Source organism: Chloroflexota bacterium (assembly GCA_016219275.1).
GTDB lineage: Bacteria > Chloroflexota > Anaerolineae > UBA4142 > UBA4142 > JACRBM01.
On the sequence record JACRBM010000067.1, the window covers coordinates 1 to 15,940 of the forward strand.

The 15,940-nt window shown below is 56.4% G+C and carries 15 protein-coding genes; 7 read left to right on the forward strand and 8 right to left on the reverse strand.

Features of this window, described 5'->3' with window-relative positions; translation table 11 throughout:
• From HY868_18835 to fdrA, 6 genes are all read right to left on the reverse strand, one after another.
• Positions 1–1,760, reverse strand: a 1,760-nt coding sequence (locus tag HY868_18835) for a tetratricopeptide repeat protein (protein MBI5304195.1), incomplete at its 3' end; no start/stop codon positions are given.
• A gap of 50 nt (positions 1,761–1,810) precedes the next feature.
• On the reverse strand, positions 1,811–2,548 hold the full coding sequence (locus HY868_18840) for a DNA alkylation repair protein (protein ID MBI5304196.1): 738 nt from the start codon (positions 2,546–2,548) through the stop codon (positions 1,811–1,813).
• Positions 2,549–2,636: 88 nt separating this feature from the next.
• Positions 2,637–5,351, reverse strand: a complete 2,715-nt coding sequence (gene ppc / locus HY868_18845; protein MBI5304197.1) for a phosphoenolpyruvate carboxylase — start codon at positions 5,349–5,351, stop codon at positions 2,637–2,639.
• Between the two features lie 7 nt (positions 5,352–5,358).
• Positions 5,359–6,741 carry a DUF1116 domain-containing protein gene (locus tag HY868_18850; GenBank protein MBI5304198.1) on the reverse strand — a complete coding sequence of 461 codons (1,383 nt, stop codon included), beginning with the start codon at positions 6,739–6,741 and terminating at the stop codon, positions 5,359–5,361.
• 67 nt (positions 6,742–6,808) lie between these two features.
• Positions 6,809–7,555, reverse strand: a complete 747-nt coding sequence (locus tag HY868_18855; protein ID MBI5304199.1) for a SagB/ThcOx family dehydrogenase — start codon at positions 7,553–7,555, stop codon at positions 6,809–6,811.
• 108 nt (positions 7,556–7,663) lie between these two features.
• Positions 7,664–9,235 (reverse strand): acyl-CoA synthetase FdrA, encoded by a 1,572-nt coding sequence (fdrA, locus tag HY868_18860; protein ID MBI5304200.1) that lies wholly within the window; start codon positions 9,233–9,235, stop codon positions 7,664–7,666.
• Positions 9,236–9,379: 144 nt separating this feature from the next.
• Between fdrA and HY868_18865 the strand changes: the two genes are divergently transcribed.
• A complete protein-coding gene (locus tag HY868_18865; GenBank protein MBI5304201.1) occupies positions 9,380–10,648 on the forward strand; it encodes a helix-turn-helix domain containing protein in 1,269 nt (422 codons plus the stop codon).
• 49 nt (positions 10,649–10,697) lie between these two features.
• Here HY868_18865 and HY868_18870 read toward each other — a convergent pair whose 3' ends face one another.
• On the reverse strand, positions 10,698–11,597 hold the full coding sequence (locus HY868_18870; protein ID MBI5304202.1) for a sporulation protein: 900 nt from the start codon (positions 11,595–11,597) through the stop codon (positions 10,698–10,700).
• Positions 11,598–11,872: 275 nt separating this feature from the next.
• Between HY868_18870 and HY868_18875 the strand changes: the two genes are divergently transcribed.
• The 5 genes from HY868_18875 to HY868_18895 all read left to right on the forward strand — a co-directional run bounded on the left by HY868_18875 (position 11,873) and on the right by HY868_18895 (position 14,510).
• Positions 11,873–12,586 (forward strand): HEAT repeat domain-containing protein, encoded by a 714-nt coding sequence (locus tag HY868_18875; protein ID MBI5304203.1) that lies wholly within the window; start codon positions 11,873–11,875, stop codon positions 12,584–12,586.
• Between the two features lie 223 nt (positions 12,587–12,809).
• The gene (locus HY868_18880; GenBank protein MBI5304204.1) at positions 12,810–13,286 is read left to right on the forward strand and encodes a hypothetical protein; all 477 of its coding nucleotides are present in this window, start codon (positions 12,810–12,812) and stop codon (positions 13,284–13,286) included.
• Complete coding sequence (locus HY868_18885) at positions 13,258–13,464, forward strand: hypothetical protein (protein ID MBI5304205.1); 207 nt, start codon at positions 13,258–13,260, stop codon at positions 13,462–13,464. Before HY868_18880 ends, HY868_18885 begins: the two co-directional genes overlap by 29 nt.
• On the forward strand, positions 13,457–13,801 hold the full coding sequence (locus tag HY868_18890) for a type II toxin-antitoxin system PemK/MazF family toxin (protein MBI5304206.1): 345 nt from the start codon (positions 13,457–13,459) through the stop codon (positions 13,799–13,801). The genes HY868_18885 and HY868_18890 overlap by 8 nt, the downstream gene beginning before the upstream one ends.
• Before the next feature lie 274 nt (positions 13,802–14,075).
• A complete protein-coding gene (locus tag HY868_18895) occupies positions 14,076–14,510 on the forward strand; it encodes a site-specific integrase (GenBank protein MBI5304207.1) in 435 nt (144 codons plus the stop codon).
• On the opposite strand, the gene HY868_18900 is transcribed toward HY868_18895, so the two are convergent.
• Positions 14,467–15,168 carry a hypothetical protein gene (locus HY868_18900; GenBank protein MBI5304208.1) on the reverse strand — a complete coding sequence of 234 codons (702 nt, stop codon included), beginning with the start codon at positions 15,166–15,168 and terminating at the stop codon, positions 14,467–14,469. The two genes, HY868_18895 and HY868_18900, sit on opposite strands and share 44 nt — an antisense overlap.
• A gap of 425 nt (positions 15,169–15,593) precedes the next feature.
• Here HY868_18900 and HY868_18905 point away from each other — a divergent pair, with 425 nt between their 5' ends.
• Complete coding sequence (locus HY868_18905; protein MBI5304209.1) at positions 15,594–15,920, forward strand: hypothetical protein; 327 nt, start codon at positions 15,594–15,596, stop codon at positions 15,918–15,920.
• The last annotated feature ends 20 nt before the right edge of the window (positions 15,921–15,940 follow it).

A 15,940-nucleotide genomic window follows, 5' to 3' on the forward strand; every position in this document is an offset into this window, starting at 1 on the left:
CGATTGTAGTAGGCGTTAGCATACTTGGGGGCAAGTTCAATCGCTTTGGTGTAATCCGCGATGGCTTGGTCAAAGTTACCTTTATCTGTATAGGCATTGCCGCGGTTGTAGTAGGCAGGCGCATATTTCGGGTTGAGTTCAATTGCTTTGGTGTAATCCGCGATGGCTTGGTCAAGATTGCCATCATGGAGGTAGACATTGCCACGATTGGAGTAGGCAGTTGCACCTTTTGGATCAAGTTCAATCGCCTTGGTGTAATCCGCGATGGCTTGGTCGAGGTTGCCTTTGGCGGAATGGGCATTGCCGCGATTGTTGTAGGCACCTGCATACATGGGGTCAAGTTCAATCGCCTTGGTGGAATCGGCAATGGCTTGGTCGAGGTTGCCCTGGTTGGAATAGGCAGTGCCGCGATTGTACCAGAAGAGGGCATTCTTCGGATCAAGCTCAATCGCCTTGGTGAAATCCGCGATGGCTTGGTCAAAGTTACCTTTATCTGTATAGGCATTGCCGCGGTTGTTGTAGAAACCTGCATACTTGGGGGCAAGTTCAATCGCTTTGGTGTAATCCGCAATCGCCTTATCTAAGTTACCTTTATCCTTATAAGTAGTGCCGCGATTGTACCAGAAGAGGGCATTCTTCGGATCAAGCTCAATCGCCTTGGTGAAATCCGCGATGGCTTGGTCAAAGTTACCTTTATTTGTATAGGCATTGCCACGATTGTTGTAGGGTCCGACCAAGTTCGGATCAAACTCAATTGCCTTGGTGTAGTCCGTAATGGCTTGATCAAGATTCATCTTTTGAGTCTGTTGAATTCGACCACGATAAAAATACAAGGTACTGATCCCATTAACCGGCACAATACCATTTACCTTACTGCTCTGTTCAATATTCGCGAGTGCCACTTCAAAAGCAAGTATTGATTCATCGTACTGCTTATCCCAATAGTACAGTTGTCCAATAGTAAAGGTCGCAAAATAGGACATCTGTGAAGGTAATCCCTCACGAATATACAAATTAAAATCACGTAGCTCAGCAGGAATCTCTTTTAATTCTGCTTGTTGTAGTGGCTGTTTGTTCTCGCGAATGATAGTAAATTTGGAATTGAAACCTGCATCATCGTACCACCCCCAAATCACAAACACGGCTTGGTGAAGCGTTCCAATTCGGCGAGCATCGCTCTCGGTCTTCACTGTTGGCATCCTAGCAATTCGCGCGTTGGGAATATTGGCGTCTTTGATTGCTATTGTTAGTTGCGTTTGTATTCGCTCTTCTACGCTGTATTTTTTTGTGCCGCGTGGTTCAAAGTCTGCGAGGAGAACAAGCAATTCATTCGGAATTGCCGTTGGTGCAACATATCCATGGGCTTTAAGTGTGTCGGTTTGCCAATTTCCATAATCTTGCCATACATTGTAGCCAATCCAGGTCAAGCTAGCGATTGAAAGGAGGGCAATCAACAACAAAGCTTTTGCTTGGCGTTGTATTGGCGGTTTAGCGTCAACGGAAACAGTTTTGCTTTGTCCGTGGCTGACAATAAGTAGGTTACTTTTGGGGACAATTGGTTTGGTAAAGAGTCGCCACAGAAAAAAATCAATTGAAACACACGCTATCAAAATGAAAAGGTACGAAACAAGCCGATTGCCTGAAGCGAACGTAATTGCCGCAACCACCATCGCCACAAAACCGGCAAGTTTGTTTGCGTTCTCAAGCAAGTCTTTCAAGTCAGTCCAGAGGTTTTTGGATTTCTTTTCTGCGTCGCCCATTTTTCCTCCTTACCCAAACTTGACGCAAATCACGCGCCACGCACAACGCATCACGCATCACGTTTTACGCTTCTCGTCTTCCCCGCCTTCGTCCCCGTCTCCAACTTGACCCGCGTCTCACGAATCGCAATTTTCGGCAGAGTATCCGCGTTCGCCGCCAAGTACGCTTCCACCTCCGCGCGATGATGTTTGATGAGCGAGCGCAAAATCCACGACACGGCTTTGGTGATGAGAATGTCCTTCTCGTGCTTGAGCTTGTCCACATTCGCCAACGCAAGTTTCGCCAAACGCGCATCGTCCGACTCGCGCACCGGCACGACGAGTAAAACCAAACTCGCGCGACGTTTGTGAACGTTCGCATCGCGCGTGAACGCGGTCAACACGCTCTTCCACGTTTTCCAATTGTTCAACATTTCGTCCGCGCCAAAGTTGTTGCAGAACACATCCACTTCTGCCCAGCCCTGCGCGCGTTCCAGCCAGCGATCCAGGTCGCGCGGATCGAGAGCGGCGCGCAAATCGGGATACGCGCCGAGCAAAACGCCGACCGCGATAAATTCGTTGTACGTTTTGCCGCGCGCGAGCGAATCCAACAACGCGACAAATTCGGCTTGCGATAAATCGGTGTGCCGCTTTTTGAACTCGCGAAACATTTCGCCGACCATCGCCGCGCGAATCGAGAACATCGGCTTCGATGTGCCGACGTACCGATTGCCGTGTTGCGACGGCGTATTCGTTTCCTTGGCGCGCTGTTCAATCGCTGAAAAAATTTCCTTGTGAAGTTTATTCATCGCTCACCTCTCGCGCAATTCGCATCACATTTTACGATTTACGCATCACGCATCACGCCATCCGCAATATGCCATTCGCCATCCGCCATCAACCCGTATTCCTCAATCCCGCCGCAATCCCGTTGATCGTAATCTGAATCACCTGCCGCAACGTTTGCGCTTCGCCATTCGTGCGATCCGGCAATGCGCGCAAGCGGCGCAACATTTCGATTTGAATATAGTTCAACGGGTCCACGTACGGATTTCGCAAATGCACCGACGTTTGAATCACCGCGTCCGCATCCATCAACTCGCGATGCCCGGTGATTGCAAGCACCATCTCGCGCGTGCGCGCGTACTCGGCGCAGATGCGCGCGAATATATCGTCAGCTAATTTTCGATCCGGCACGAGCGCCGAATAGAGCGCGGCGATGTCCATGTCTGCCTTGAGCAACGACATCTCGGCATTGTCGAGCAGGGCACGCAGAAAATTCCACTCGCCGTGCATCTCTTGCAACAACGCGAGCGGTTGCGTCGCGAGCGCGGAACCCAGCCCGTACCAACTCGGCAAATTGAAACGCGCTTGCATCCACGAAAAGACCCAGGGGATCGCGCGAATCTGTTGCAGCGTCGTCGCCGGACCGCGCCGCGATGCGGGACGCGAACCGATGGACAAATCCGCGATTTCTTCGAGCGGCGTCGCCGCGCGCCAGTACTCGGGAAAACCCGGTGTGTCGTACACCAACGCGCGGTACGTCGTTTGCGCGCCGCGTGCCATCTGCGCCAGCGCGTCGCGCCACGCCGGGCGCACCGTGTGCGCGGACGTTTGCGGCATACTCGCCAAAATCACCGCGCTCGCGATTTGTTCCAGGTGCCGATGCGCGAGATCGGGATCGGCATACCGCGACGCAATCGTTTCGCCTTGCTCGGTCAAACGAAAGCGACCATTCACCGTGCCGTTTGGTTGCGCGCGAATCGCGCGATTCGCCGGACCGCCGCCGCGCGCGACCGTTCCGCCGCGCCCGTGAAACAACATCAACTCGACGCCGTGCGCGCGACACGTGTGCGCGATATTTTCTTGCGCCTCGTACAATGCCCAGTTCGCCGCGAGAAATCCGCCGTCCTTGTTGCTGTCGGAATATCCGATCATCACCATCTGTTCGTTGCCGCATGTTGCGAGATGCGCGCGATACACGTCGCGCGCGAACAGATCGGCGAGAATGTTGGGCGCGGCTTGCAGATCGGCGAGCGTTTCAAAGAGCGGCGCGATGGGCAAACTGTGCGCGCACCCTGCCCACTGCGCGAGCAACAACACGGCGAGCACATCCGCGACGTCGTGCGTCATCGAGATGATGAACGCGCCGAACAATTCGCGTCCGTAAATTTGTTGCGCGCGCGCGATCAAACGCAAGAGCGACCAGGTCTCGGACGTATCGGCGGTGACGCCAGGATTTTTCGCGAGCGTTGCCGGGCGTTCGGGTTGTTCGCGCAAAAGCCGCGTGAGAATTTCCGCGCGCGTCGCGTCGTCGTCCTGCTCGAACGTCGGCGCGATTTTCAACGCGCGCAAAATTTCGCCGACCGTCGCGTTGAGCCGCGTGGATTCTTCGCGCAAGTCGAGCCGCATCGCATGCAAGCCAAAGATGTCGAGTTGGCGGCGCACCGTTTTGATTTGATCGCGCGCGAGGCGCGGCGGCAACGCGCGCATGATGAGATCGAGCGGTTGCGTCAAATCGTTCAGGTGAAGCCGCGCCGCGTGCGGTTGATCGTCTAGCAAACGCGCTGCCATATCGCCGCGCGACGCCTCTTCCAAATCCAACGCGAGGAGTGACAAGATCAAACGGTACGGTTCGTTCGCGTAACGCGTCTCGACGAACGCGGCGTGTTGCGGAAAGGGTCGGCGCGCGGTGAGCCATGCGGCGAGTGCAGGTGGCATCGCGACGCGTTGCGCGTCCACGGTGATGCGCCGCGCCAGGTCTTGCAATGCCGCGCGATGTTTTTCGATCGCGAGACCGCGACGCAGACGCAACGTTTCGGCGGTGACCGGCGTCGTGACGTTCGGATTGCCATCGCGGTCGCCGCCCATCCACGAACCGATCGTGAGCCAGGTTGCCGGCGCGTCCAACCCAGGATAGTGTTGCGCGAGTGCGCGTTCGAGATCGGCATCCATGCGCGGCAGTGCGTCCCAGAATATGCGGTCCACAAAATACAAGCCGGTGCGAATTTCATCGGTCACGCTGGGGCGTTCGGTGCGCGCGCGGCGCGTGAGCCACAGCCCGGTAATCTCGTCGGCAATCGCGTTGTTGATGTCGGCGCGTTCGCGCGGCAGTGGATCGGTTTCGTACAACGACCGTACCGCTTGCGACAGGCGATCAATTTTAGAAAGGATCGTGCGGCGTTTCGCTTCGGTCGGATGCGCGGTCAAGACGAGTTCGATTTTCAAACGGCGCAACAAATCCGCCATCTGATCCTGGGTCACACCCGCGCGTACGAGCGCGCCAATCGCGTCCGCGATGGATTCGCCGATCGGCGCGGGATCGAGTTCGCGTTCGCGCGCGCGGAGGGCGTGCACGCGCGCGGCTTCTTCGGCGAGATTCGCGAGATCAAAGTACAGCGTGAATGCGGACGCGACCGCGCGCGCGGAATCCGGCGTCAGCGCGGCAACCGCGGCGGCGAGTTGCGTCGCGGCGACCGCGTCGTCGGCGCGGCGCGCTTTGGCGAGCGCGCGGATGCGCTCTTCGGTTTCAAAGATCGCGGGGGATTCTTGCTCGGTGATGACCGCGCCGAGCGTCTCGCCCAAAAAGCGAATCAACGATGAAAGGTCCATTTACCAATTACCAATTACGCACTATCTCAAACGCTTGCACGAAACAATCCATCGGCGCGCGCAACAAACCTGCGCCGACTTGCCCGATCCCAGGTTCTTTGTGCGCGATGCCGGTGTTGAGGCGCGGCGCGATGCCGGTCTCGACGACACGGCGCACGTCAATGCCGAGCGGCGCGCCGCGAAAGTTGAGCGCGGGGATCAGGAACGTGTCGTGCTCGCTCGCGCAAATATCGTACATTTCGAGCGTCGCGTCAATTGCGTCTTGCGGCACGCCGCCGACGAATTTCACAATCGCCGGCGCGCCCGCCATCGCCATGCCGCCAAAGCCAGCCGTTTCCGTGATCGTGCTGTCGCCCATGTCCGGGTTCGCGTCGGCTTCCGAGAATCCCGGAAAGTACAACCCCTTGACTTGCCCCGCCGGTGCGGTGAACCACTTTCCCGGCATGCCCGCGATGCGAATGCCAAAATCAGTTCCGTTGCGCGCCATCGTCGTAACGATTGTTGAACCTGGGATTGCTTCGGCGGGTTCGGTCAACGCTTTTGCAGCAGGCATCGATAGATTGAGGAAAAAGTGATCGTTCGAATCAATGAACGCGATGATACGCGCGATGGTTTCGCGATCATCGCACGTGCGGGCGAGCGCGGGCGCAATCGTGCGCAAGAACAAGGACGTGCCGGCTTTGTTGCGATTGTGGCATTCGTCGCCCATGTACAACGCCTGCGCGATCAAGTTCTTGATGTCAATGCCACCGTCAATCGAACGCACGGCTTGATCGAGCGCGGGATACAAAACGGTTTCCATCCATTTTAATTTCGCGATGACTTCGGGTGCGAACGCGCCAAAGCGCAAGACCTTGCCCAGTCCTTCGTTGAGCGTGCAGAACGCGCGACTATTCGCTTCGCGCGCGGCGTTCTCGATGATCCACACTGGCATCGAAGGCGACACGACGCCCGCCATCGGTCCGACCGCGTGATGATGATGACACGGCTCGAAGGTGAGCGCACCGCTCGCCGCAAGCTGGGATGCCTCGTCCGGCGATTGCGCCCAGCCCTCGTACAAACACGCGCCGATGACCGCGCCGCGCACCGGACCGCACATGCGATCCCAGCCAATCGGTGGACCCGCATGCAGAATCATTTTCTCGCGCATGCCTGGGACGACGTCGCGCGCGATGCCGAGTCCGACGAGCACCGCTTTGCCGGACGCGATGCGGCGCACCGCTTCCGCGTTCGCGGCTTCGATGTCAATCCCGGTTTTTGTGAAGGAGAGTCGCGGCGCGTCGTACGGCGACGGACGAAAATCCACGTCCACGACCTCGACGCCTTGCGCGCGAATGCTCTCGGCAAAAGTTTGTAAACCGATGTTGATTACTTTCAATGTGGTTGTCATTCAATCCTCAAGTGCGATAGTGCAATGGTGCGATAGTATTCAACTATCGCACTAACGAACTTTCGCACTATTGCACTTTGCCAACTGGCGCGCAATAGATCGTGAACTCGTCCTTGCCATCCACACCGAGAAACGCGTCCATCTTTTCTTGATGGTACGCACCGATGGCGCACGTCCCACAACCAATCGCCTCGCACGCGAGATACAAATTTTGGCACACGTGCCCCGCGTCAATCGCGATGAGCTTGGACGCGACAAAACTATAACGCCACTCGGTGCGGTACGGAATCGTCGTCCAGATGAAAATCACCGCACCGTTGTAATTCTGCTCGTTCGTCGCTTCGTTCGCTTTTTGGTACAACCCAGGATCGTCACGCAAAAGAATCAACTTGTGTTCGATAGGCAGATAACGATACATTCCCGGCGCGAGTCCGGTGACGCGCTCGACGCACAAGTACGTTTCGAACGAATGCCGCGCGCCGCCGGATGGCACGGTGCGTTTCGTCGCAAAGCCGTCCTTGACAATTTCTTTGACGCCCTGGGTTGTCCACAACAAAAACGCGAGTTCGTCAAGCGTGAGGAATTCATCGCTGAATTTGCGACGACTCTTGCGTTGATTGATCGCGTCAATCAGTGTAATCTTGCCGAGCGTGAACTGATCGGGCGCGAGCAGGTCAATCAGTTTCGCGTTCGCGGAGTACGGTTTTTCCAACGGCGGAAATGGCACACCGCTTTTCTGATCCGTCTTGGCTCCACGAAATTCGACCCACCGGTCTGATTTTAGAAAATGTCGTCCGTTCGTAATGTCGTCCACAGTTCACTCTCCACAACTTGATTGGTTTGACCGTCGGGGTTCAACCATCCAACGATTCAACGATCCAACCATCCAACGATTCAACGATCCAACCACCCAACTATCAAACTACCCAACCACCCAACTAACCAACTTGGCAACCGCCGCATTGCTCTTCAACACAATCGCCCCGGCTTTTTTCAACGCGTCCGTTTGCCGCGATAAATTCTGCGGATCGTTTTCTGTGCCCGTGACGGACGCGACAAAAATCAATTCGCGTTTTTTCTTCGCTGCGATGTGCTTCGCCTCGCGGATCGCCGCGCCTAGTTCGGAGGCTGGGTCGGGATGCGCGCCATAGCCGATGACGACATCGAGCGCGATAATGGCAACGCGCGGATCGCGTGCTTCTTGCAAAATGCGTTTAACACGAAGCGTGTTGTCAATCATCGGGTGCGGGCGACCGATCGTGAATTCTTCTTCGCCGAGATCAATGACGCTGTGCGCTTTGCTCGCGTTCGAGTCGGGCAATTGAAACCTGGGATCGAGCGGCGCGTTCGACCAAATGCCGCCGAGCGTCGCTTGCCAAATTCGCATCGTTTCCTCGCACAGTGTCCCGCCGGAGTACAACCCGCGCGCGAATTTTTGCCGCGCGTTCAACTTGCGCCGCAACGCGCGCGCCTTGAGTGCGAGCGCGCGATCTTCTGCCGCGAGTTTCTTGCGTGTTGCGTCCACGCTCTCGCCGCGCGATAACGCAATTGCTATCGTTGCCGCTTCGCGTAAATCAAATGCGACTTCCGACTTTCGAATTTCGAATTCAGAAATCGAAAGTCGAAAGTCGAAAGTCGTCATCAGCGCCAGCACTGTCGGCTTGGACGATTGTGCGACCTGGGTCACGATTTTTTCCGCGACTACTCGCGAAGGCAATTTCGAGACGACCACAATCACGCGCGTGTCTGGGTCGGCTTGGAGTCGCTTCAGTCCTTCGAGCAACATGATGCCGCCGACTTGTTCGCTCACATCGCGTCCGCCGACGCCGATGCCTTGCGTGATGCCCAGCCCGGCTTTGGCGATGAGCGTGCTCACTTCTTGCAGTCCCGTGCCCGCCGCCGCGACGATCCCAATATCGCCGCGCGGTACGGCGTTCGCAAAACCCAGCCCGACGCCGTCGAGCAGCGCGGTGCCCGCGCCTGGTCCCATCAACAACAAGCCATGTTCGCGCGCGTACTCTTTGAGCGTGATTTCATCTTCGAGTGAAACGTGATCGCTGAAGAGCAACACGTCCAAACCGGCGCGCAACGCGTCCCATGCCTGCGCCGCCGCGTACTGTCCCGCGACGGCAACAACCGCGACGTTCGCGCCGGGTGTCGCGCGAATCGCGCCGCGTATCGTCCTGGGTCGCGCTGCGCCTTGCGCTGACGACGACGCGGCTTTTTGCGCGAGCAGTGCTTGCGCCTGAGCGAGCGCGGCGCGCGCCGCCGCATCGTCTTGCGCTTGCACCGCGATCAGCAAATCGTTCGGCGATGCCGCGTCGGCATCCTTCGTCAGCAGACCGGCATGTTGCAGAACGGCTTTGTTTGCCGGCGTGCCCATCACGACCGAGACATCATTTACGCCGGGCAGCGCGCCCACCTCGCGCGCGAGCAACATCAACGCGACCGAATCGCGATATTCGCCGGGCTTGACCAGAGTTTGAATGACCAAAGCGATTCTTCCTTTGCGCTAATTCTCCATAATCACGACATCGTGCGCTGTTTTGTACTCACGACATCATACGCACTCTAACAACCGAATGTACTCACGACATCGTGCGCGATTTGCACATAATTCCTCCCACAAGGAGGAGATATGGACAAATTGCACACCGAACAAGCCGTGCGACGCGAAGCCATCCGGCGTCACTTGGCAGGCGAATCCCGTCGTGATATTTGTGCCGATCTCGGTCAAAGTCGCCGTTGGTTCGACAAATGGCGAGCGGAATTTGAACAGGATCCTCGGATCGATTTTGCGGATCGCTCGCGTGCGCCGCACCATTCACCACACCAAATTCCCGACGCAGTTGTGTGCGCCGTTGTTTCCGTGCGAAAAACATTCGAAGCCGCCGCAACCTTGGAAACAAAATACGGATTGATCGGACCGCGCGTGATTCAGGCGCGTCTCGAGACCTTGGGCATTCCGCCGCCCAGTCTCGCCACGATTCAACGCATCTTGCAAACACATGGACTGACGCATCCTATCGGGAACGGTAGCGACTCGGCGTATTATCCGTGGCCCATCGCCTGGGAGGTCAACGCGATTCATGCGACCGACATCATCACGCGGCATATTCGCGGCGGCGAAAAAATCGAGAACTTGCACACGATTGACCACTACAGTCATGCGGTCTCTCTGTCCCAGCATCTCACCAAATCGAGTCCGATCATCTGCGAGCATCTCGTAGCAACGTGGAGCAAGTTAGGGCTTCCGCAGATAGAGCAATTGGATAATGAAGGCGCCTTCTGCGGTGGGCATACGCATCCGCATATCCTGGGTCGGGTCGTCCGGTTATGTTTGTTTTGCGGCATCGAGCCATTCTTCACGCCGTATTACGAAGCCGAGCGCAACTACCAAATTGAGACCTTTCACAGTTTATGGACGGGCGGGTTCTGGGACAAACAAGAGTTCCGCAATTGTAAACATGTTCAAGCCGAAGCGCCGATCTTTGAACGCTGGTATCACACGATCTATGAACCACCCATCTTGGATGGGCGGACTCCCGCCGAGATGCGACGCGGCGCGCACGTGGTACGATTGACGCTCGCCCTCGCGTGCCTGATTCCTGAGGGCCGCTTGCCGATTACCGCAGGGCGGTTGCATTTCATGCGCAAAGTGGAACCTGCTGGACAGATTGAGTTGTTAAACGAAACCTGGGACGTGGGTAAAAAATGGATGGGCGAATACGTACGCACCACGATCAACACGGCCAAGCAAACCCTGACGATTTGGCATCAAGCAGATACCGATGCGGATTGGCGGTTGCTCAAGACCCGCCAGTTCCGTTTGAAGGAATCCGTGTGTACCCTGCTACCAGCCTTTCGTCGAAATCGCGCACGATGTCGTGAGTACTTCCCCGGTTAGAAATTTAAGATAAAACGCGCACGATGTCGTGATTATTGAGAGCTAATCGTTATTGCGCGGGCAGAAAGTTATAGACCCAGATGGTCTCGTCTACCGTCGTATCCCCGCGCAGACGCCGCGCCAAAACTCCTTTGATCGCCCAACTCACTTCGCCATGCGCGGTGTGTCCCGTAGGCGGGCGTGGAGTGGGAAGTGTGATTTGAAAAGGATACGTCAGTGTTTGCCCCGCCGCGAGTTTCGTTGCGCCAGCGAGCTTGATCGTGGCTTCTTCGACGAACGTGTTGCCCTGGTCGCGCGGAACAAATTCTTTGCGGATGGCTTGGATGCGGACTTGGGTCACGTCGAAATTTTTCTGCGGGCGCACGATGAACGTGCCGGCGACCGTTGCGCCCATCGCCCAGTGATGTCCAGGCAACGCGAGCGCGAGTTCCGCCTCGTTCGATTCATTCGAGTAGCCAAACTCGCCGGCAGTATTGGGTTGATTCGGTTTTGCCGCGACGAGAATCTCGACCTCTTCGTTCAAGTCCGAAGCCATCTTGCGGTCAAGCGTCGCGCGCACCAACCACTTGAGCCGGAGGATTCGCCCATCCGACATCGTCGGCGGCGCGTTCGTTGGAATCGCCAAATCAAATTCGAAAGTCTGTTTCGTGTTCGCGCGCAGCGTGCCGGCTTTGAGCAACACGACCGTGGCAACTGGCTTTTCTTCCGAGGTCCACAAAGTCTCCTCGCTCGTTTCGGTATTCCCATCCGAGTCGGTCGAGCGACTTTCGTACCGATATTGATATTCTTCTTTGCAGACCAACGCGATGCGCCCTTCTTGGAATTTGATTTCGTTTTGACTTTCGACGGTGAGTGTGCCGTGGACCGTCTCGCCGAAAGAAAACGTTGCCTGCGGGCGCGCGAGCGTGATGGTCTGGTAAGCCTTGCCGCCCTTGAGAAAATCGAACACGATCCTCCTCCTCTGGATTGGGTTTTGGAAAAGTTAAAGCACCTATCGTGCCGCGTGCATTCAGGGCACACGAAAGGTGCTTTGGTTTATCGCGATAAATGATTGATTTGACAGAGCCGGGCGTGGAGTTGAGACATCCTCTTGCTTCCCCTTTGAATGATCAAGTTGGATGTTGGTTGCGCCAAGTATAGCATATCTCTTTGAGAAATCAACTTGACGCATTGCAACGAATGGACGCGTGTGGTATCATCCGCGCACGGATTTCCGAAATGCAAATGACGCGTTGTTTAGGATTGACCGACGAACGTCGCCGTTGCGCGGCGTTGCCCATGAATGGGACCGGTTATTGCGCGCGACATCGCCCAGCGAATTTCGTCAACGAATCGGTTCGCGCCGAGCCAGGTTTCGTGCGGCGATGGCTCGCCCCATTTCGTCCGCGCGCGTTTACGGCAGTGGTGCGGGACGATGTGAAACTGCCGGTACCGCGGACGATGCGGCATCGCTCATTCGATTTCATCGTCGAGCAATTGTTGCGCGGCGCGGATTCGACCACGCGCTGGTCTGCCGCGTACGCCTTGCGGCGGCGGCGCGAGCTTGCCGCGCTCGAACCGTTATGGCACGTTCTGCATCACGAGCGCGTCGCGTTGGTGCGGCAACAAGCCGCGGTTGCGCTCGGCAAAATCGGTACGCGCATGGTTGTGTCTCCGCTCGTCGAAGCGTTGTGGCACGATGTTGATCCCGGCGTGCGCCATGTGTGCGCGATCGCGCTCGGCAACTTGGGCGAGCCGACCGCGGCGCGCGATCTTGCCGATGCGCTCGCGCGCGAGCACGCGATTTTTGTGCGCTGGGATTGTGTGCTCGCGCTCGGTCAACTCGGCGACCGCGCGTTCGAGCCGCTCCTCGTCGAACTCGCGCAGACGGAACGAACTGATGTGATTCGCCGCGCGTGCCAGGACGCGCTCGCGCAGATGCGACTACGCCAAGCATAATACTGTCACGCATCGCGCGACAGACCTAGGGGGCAAAGCGTGCCGATTAGTAGTTTGCCTATTCTGTTGACCCGTTTCATCGGTCGCGCGAAAGAGATCGCGAACGCGCGTCCCCCATGCCGATTGACCTCCTCAAGAATTTCCTCCGCGAGAAAAACCTACTCCTCGTGTTGGATACTGCGAGCATTTGATTCACGCGTGCGCACAGTTAGCTGAGTCGCTTTTGACCCATTGCCCCGATCTGAAAATTCTGGCGACGAGCCGCGATGGACTGAACATTGCGGGCGAGACCACGTTTCGCGTGCCGTCGCGCGCGCTTCCGAATGTTCGCCAATTGCCGCCGCTCGAATCATTCGCGCAATTCGAAGCGATTCGATTGTTCACCGAGCGCGCGCGTGCCGCAAGCCCCGACTTTGAGTTGACGGATGCGAACAAGGCATCCATTGCGCAAATCTGTGCGCGACTGGATGGGATGCCGCTCGCGCTTGAACGCAGTAGCACCCCGACAACGGCGGACGAATTGCAAGCACCTTCCGATTGCCAGCCGCCCCGCCGTTGTCGGGGTGCGTGTGTTTCGCGTTCGCGCAGTTTTTTCAATGTGCGTTTGTTTCCAACAGTGCTCTGTGTTATAATCATTCGCAGAAAGTTGCAAGTAGGTGGAGGTGATTTAGATGATGCAACAAACTGCCTTGAAGTATGACGTGCAAGTGCTAGAAAACGGGCATATCGAATTACCTGTTCCGTTCCCAGCTGGCGCACATTTGATTATCTTCATTCTTCCAGCCGACGATACTTTTGAAGACTTGCTCTTGGCTTCGGAGAGCCGTCTTGATTTCTGGAACAATCCCTGGGATGATGAGGACTGGAACAATGCCTAAGCAAGGTGAGATTGTCCTGATCCCGATTCCGTTCACCGACCTTTCATCACAAAAGCGGCGACCAGTTATCATCGTATCCAACGATGCCTACAACGGCAAGAGTACTGACATTGTTGTTGTCGCGATGACTTCCAACCCCGCGTCAGTGGATTACAGTTTCGCGATTACCTCTGCGGATTTAGAGACGGGCAGTCTCAATCGCCCATCGAAAATACGTGTGGACAAAATCTACACGCTGTCCCAATCCATCATCGTCAAGTCGTTCGGACAAGTGAATGTGAAAACGCTTGAGCGAGTCCGTCAAACGCTGAAAGATTTGACCGACAAAAAGTCATAGCGAAAAGTCGAGGTGCTGCCCGCACAAGCATTTTTGCCCGCCAACTTTGTTTGACGGTTGGCGGGCTTTGCGTGTCCGCGCGACGCCGATTACTTCCAGAACTGCCACCATTTTTTTGGTGCGGTTGATTTCGCAGGCGGCGGTTCTGTAACCCTACTTTAAATTAAGTTGCCCTCCTATCGAACGAGCGTTCCAATGAGTGCTCCTGGTGGTATGATTGGTCTGAAACCCGCCAAGGTTCTCAGCTCAAATCTCACCACCAGGAGGCACACGTATGTTACCCGAAGTCGAACGCTTCGGCAAATGGTTGCGCCGCCGCAACCCGCGCGCGTCCACCCACATCCACTACACGAGTGACCTCAAGCTTTTCTTCGCCTGGCTCAACAAACCATTGACCCAGGTTTCCGTCACCGACATTGATCGCTTCATTGAACACAGTCAGACCCTGGGTCATGCGAATGCCACGATTGATCGCCGTCTCGCCGCCATCCACTCGCTCTACCATTTCCTCCCGTTTGAATTCGAGTCTGCGCCACTCAACCCAGTTTTGCCGAAACGGCACATGATTCGCCAAGGGCGTCACTTGCCGCGCGATGTCGAAGATGTCATTCTCGACAAACTGTTTACCGTCGTCACCTTGCCGCGCGACCGTTGTATGTTTCTGCTCATGTTAACGTGTGGTTTGCGCGTCGGCGAAATTTGTTATTAGCAATCACCTGCCCTGTGCTGTTGTAAAGTTGCCGCACACTGCCCAACGCATCCGCGCCAAAATACTGCATCGTCGTTTGATATTGCGCAATGCGTCCATTGCCGTACAGGTACGCATTCGTCCCGTCGCTCAACACCTGGGTCAAGCCAGCACCTGGGTCAAGTGCGTAGCGCGTCTGCACGCCGTTGATCGTTTGCGACAAGCGGTCACCGACACCGTTGTAGGCGTACGTGTATGTGTTCGCACCTTGCGTCGCGGTCTTCAAGCGGTTCGCTTGGTCGTAGGCGTACGTGGGCAAACCATCGTTCAGCAAATTCCCGTTCGCATCCCAAGTATACGCCTGTCCGTTCGCACTCGTCAAGCGGTTGGCGTTGTCGTACGCATAGGTCGTCGCCGCGCCGTTCGCGGTCTGCGTCAAGCGGTTACCCACCGCGTCGTAGGTGTACGCAAACGTGTCAGTGTAAGTGCCCGTGGAGCGCGCTTGCGTCAAACGATACAACGGATCGTACGTGTAGTTGATGACCGTCGTCTGCGTGGGCGGCGCGAGCGTAATCACCACAGCCGCACATCCTGGGATCGCACAGTGATTCGTGTCACCGCTAAAATATTGCTTGCCGCTCTTGTCCGCGCGGAAGCGGTAACTCCCGTTCGGAATCACGAGGGTCGCCGTGCCTTAAATGTTTGTCGTCGCACTGTAGCCCGCGTAGGTCGCGCCATCGAACGCGTAGACGGGCACACTCGCTTGCGGCGCGCCGGCATTGTCTTTCACCGTCACCGCGACCGTGCCAACTGGAATGACGAGCGAGGCAACGGTGCATGTTGGCGTGGTACAGTGGTTGTTCGCGTTGCTGAAAAATTGTTTGCCGTTCTTGTCGGCGCGGAAACGGAGACGGTCTTAGCTTGTGTGATAACGTCGTCTCATTATAGTGCAACTCAATCGCCGGCGAACAAGTTTCTGTCCTTACATACGCTACGCGCGGCGTGAAATTCTCGAAATGCCAGGGTGGCGCGACTTTGACCAAGCCCTAGGAGTGTCAAGCCCGCATTTGCTTGTCATGTCAATTTGCGTTATTATTGCCGCCGATGACCACTCCTCTTCGCCAACAGTATCTCCGCATCAAACAACAATTCCCCGACACGCTTGTGATGTTTCGTCTCGGCGATTTTTACGAGACGTTCGACGACGATGCTAAAACGGTTGCGATCGTTTGCAACATCGTGCTGACTGGGCGCGATATGGGTACTGGCGCGCGCGTGCCGCTTGCCGGCGTGCCGTATCATGCGGTCGAATCGTACCTCGCCAAACTGATTCAAGCCGGGCACAAGGTCGCGATTGTCGAGCAGACCGGCGACGTGGTGAACGGCTTGATGCCGCGCGAAGTTGTGCACACCATCAATCCCGACACATAATGATCGGGACAGCGAGCTAC